The following is a 3,916-nucleotide window of genomic DNA, read 5'->3' on the forward strand; positions in this document are numbered from 1 at the left end:
GGGGTTGGCAATGGATGAAGTCAGCAATGAATTTGTCTCTTTGGTCAGCATCAAACTCGCTGCGTCACCGTTTTCCCGGTGGGGTATGCATTTCTTTTTTACGGAGAGTTTGATCCTGGCTCAGGATGAACGCTGGCGGCGTGCTTAACACATGCAAGTCGAACGGTGAACACGGAGCTTGCTCTGTGGGATCAGTGGCGAACGGGTGAGTAACACGTGAGCAACCTGCCCCTGACTCTGGGATAAGCGCTGGAAACGGCGTCTAATACTGGATATGTGACGTGACCGCATGGTCTGCGTCTGGAAAGAATTTCGGTTGGGGATGGGCTCGCGGCCTATCAGCTTGTTGGTGAGGTAATGGCTCACCAAGGCGTCGACGGGTAGCCGGCCTGAGAGGGTGACCGGCCACACTGGGACTGAGACACGGCCCAGACTCCTACGGGAGGCAGCAGTGGGGAATATTGCACAATGGGCGCAAGCCTGATGCAGCAACGCCGCGTGAGGGACGACGGCCTTCGGGTTGTAAACCTCTTTTAGCAGGGAAGAAGCGAAAGTGACGGTACCTGCAGAAAAAGCGCCGGCTAACTACGTGCCAGCAGCCGCGGTAATACGTAGGGCGCAAGCGTTATCCGGAATTATTGGGCGTAAAGAGCTCGTAGGCGGTTTGTCGCGTCTGCTGTGAAATCCGGAGGCTCAACCTCCGGCCTGCAGTGGGTACGGGCAGACTAGAGTGCGGTAGGGGAGATTGGAATTCCTGGTGTAGCGGTGGAATGCGCAGATATCAGGAGGAACACCGATGGCGAAGGCAGATCTCTGGGCCGTAACTGACGCTGAGGAGCGAAAGGGTGGGGAGCAAACAGGCTTAGATACCCTGGTAGTCCACCCCGTAAACGTTGGGAACTAGTTGTGGGGTCCATTCCACGGATTCCGTGACGCAGCTAACGCATTAAGTTCCCCGCCTGGGGAGTACGGCCGCAAGGCTAAAACTCAAAGGAATTGACGGGGACCCGCACAAGCGGCGGAGCATGCGGATTAATTCGATGCAACGCGAAGAACCTTACCAAGGCTTGACATATACGAGAACGGGCCAGAAATGGTCAACTCTTTGGACACTCGTAAACAGGTGGTGCATGGTTGTCGTCAGCTCGTGTCGTGAGATGTTGGGTTAAGTCCCGCAACGAGCGCAACCCTCGTTCTATGTTGCCAGCACGTAATGGTGGGAACTCATGGGATACTGCCGGGGTCAACTCGGAGGAAGGTGGGGATGACGTCAAATCATCATGCCCCTTATGTCTTGGGCTTCACGCATGCTACAATGGCCGGTACAAAGGGCTGCAATACCGCGAGGTGGAGCGAATCCCAAAAAGCCGGTCCCAGTTCGGATTGAGGTCTGCAACTCGACCTCATGAAGTCGGAGTCGCTAGTAATCGCAGATCAGCAACGCTGCGGTGAATACGTTCCCGGGTCTTGTACACACCGCCCGTCAAGTCATGAAAGTCGGTAACACCTGAAGCCGGTGGCCTAACCCTTGTGGAGGGAGCCGTCGAAGGTGGGATCGGTAATTAGGACTAAGTCGTAACAAGGTAGCCGTACCGGAAGGTGCGGCTGGATCACCTCCTTTCTAAGGAGCATCTGACACCTCAGGGTGTCCAGAACCCAGATCGAAGGCATACGTTCTTCGCTGGGAGCTCATGGGTGGAACATTTGACATGGTGCGAGGGATGTTGTTCTTCTCCAGTACGCCGCTTCGGTGGTTGGAACGGGGAGGGTGACGGATGTCGCACCTGCACGCTGTTGGGTCCTGAGGGACCGGATGCGCTTTGACCTTTCGGGGTTGGAAGCATTTGGTTACTCTGGGCCTCTTTCTGTTTCCCCCGTGTTTGTGGGGTTGTGGATTGGGGTACCGCCCGTACTTTGAGAACTACACAGTGGACGCGAGCATCTTGCAACAGCCTTCGGGTTGTTGCACAAGATGATCTTAAAGATCATTAGTCAATTTCTGATCCCGCCTTCGGGTGGGGTCGAGTTTTTGATTCAAACTCATGTGATTTCAAGTCTTTAAGAGCAAACGGTGGATGCCTTGGCATCTGGAGCCGAAGAAGGACGTAGCAATCTGCGATAAGCCTCGGGGAACTGATAAGCAAGTTTTGATCCGAGGGTGTCCGAATGGGGAAACCCCGCTGGGCGGCGTGCCGACCTAGTGACTCCCGCCTGAATATATAGGGCGGGTAGAGGGAACGTGGGGAAGTGAAACATCTCAGTACCCACAGGAAGAGAAAGCAACCGCGATTCCGTTAGTAGTGGCGAGCGAAACCGGATCAGGCTAAACCTAGCGTGTGTGATAGCCGGCAGGCGTTGCACGTTGGGGGTTGTGGGACTTTTCAGTCATCTCTGCCGAGGTGGCGGCGTTACAAGAAGGTATAGACGAACGGTCTTGAAAGGCCGGTCATAGAGGGTGCCAACCCCGTAGTCGAAATGCCTCTCTTGGCGCGAAGAGTATCCCAAGTAGCACGGGGCCCGTGAAATCCCGTGTGAATCTGTCAGGACCACCTGATAAGCCTAAATACTCCCAGATGACCGATAGCGGACAAGTACCGTGAGGGAAAGGTGAAAAGTACCCCGGGAGGGGAGTGAAATAGTACCTGAAACCGTTTGCTTACAAACCGTTGGAGCCTCCTTAGTAGGGGTGACAGCGTGCCTTTTGAAGAATGAGCCTGCGAGTTAGCGATATGTGGCGAGGTTAACCCGTGTGGGGTAGCCGTAGCGAAAGCGAGTCTGAATAGGGCGATTCAGTCGCATGTCCTAGACCCGAAGCGAAGTGATCTATCCATGGCCAGGTTGAAGCACGTGTAAGAGCGTGTGGAGGACCGAACCCACTTAGGTTGAAAACTGAGGGGATGAGCTGTGGATAGGGGTGAAAGGCCAATCAAACTTCGTGATAGCTGGTTCTCTCCGAAATGCATTTAGGTGCAGCGTTGCGTGTTTCTTGCCGGAGGTAGAGCTACTGGATGGCCGATGGGCCCTACAAGGTTACTGACGTCAGCCAAACTCCGAATGCCGGTAAGTGAGAGCGCAGCAGTGAGACTGTGGGGGATAAGCTTCATAGTCGAGAGGGAAACAACCCAGACCACCAACTAAGGTCCCAAAGCGCGTGCTAAGTGGGAAAGGATGTGGAGTTGCTGTGACAACCAGGAGGTTGGCTTAGAAGCAGCCACCCTTGAAAGAGTGCGTAATAGCTCACTGGTCAAGTGATTCCGCGCCGACAATGTAACGGGGCTCAAGCACGCCACCGAAGTTGTGGCATTGACATTATTGGTAGGCCTTCGTGGTCCAGCCGTGTTGATGGGTAGGAGAGCGTCGTGTGGCCAGCGAAGCGGCGGTGTAAACCAGCCGTGGAGGCTACACGAGTGAGAATGCAGGCATGAGTAGCGAATGACGTGTGAGAAACACGTCCTCCGAAAGACCAAGGGTTCCAGGGTCAAGCTAATCTTCCCTGGGTAAGTCGGGACCTAAGGCGAGGCCGACAGGCGTAGTCGATGGACAACGGGTTGATATTCCCGTACCGGCGAAGAACCGCCCAAGCTAATCCAGTAGTGCTAAGTGTCTGAATCCCAGTGACTGATCCCTTCGGGGTGACGCTCTGGGCCTAGCGCACGACCCCATTCTGGTGCGGTTAGCGTATTAACAGGTGTGACGCAGGAAGGTAGCCCAAGCCAGGCGATGGTTGTCCTGGTGCAAGTGCGTAGGCCGAGTCGTAGGCAAATCCGCGATTCACATAGGCTGAGACACGATGCGGATAAAAAGTGGGTGATCCTATGCTGCCAAGAAAAGCATCGACGCGAGGTTCTAGCCGCCCGTACCCCAAACCGACTCAGGTGGTCAGGTAGAGAATACCAAGGAGATCGAGAGAATCGGG

General features: G+C 55.0%; 2 rRNA genes (1 of these 2 cut by a window edge). Both read left to right on the forward strand.

The features are described 5' to 3' along the window. Nucleotides 1-97 precede the first annotated feature (97 nt). Nucleotides 98-1,621, forward strand: a 16S ribosomal RNA gene (locus ABTY40_RS30675). Nucleotides 1,622-2,048: 427 nt separating this feature from the next. Beyond that, nucleotides 2,049-3,916: ribosomal RNA gene (locus ABTY40_RS30680) — 23S ribosomal RNA — on the forward strand (it continues 1,336 nt past the right edge of the window). The 16S and 23S rRNA genes sit together here, the layout of an rRNA operon.

This window comes from Streptomyces sp. NPDC126503, assembly GCF_040302405.1.
Taxonomy (GTDB): domain Bacteria; phylum Actinomycetota; class Actinomycetes; order Streptomycetales; family Streptomycetaceae; genus Streptomyces; species Streptomyces gulbargensis.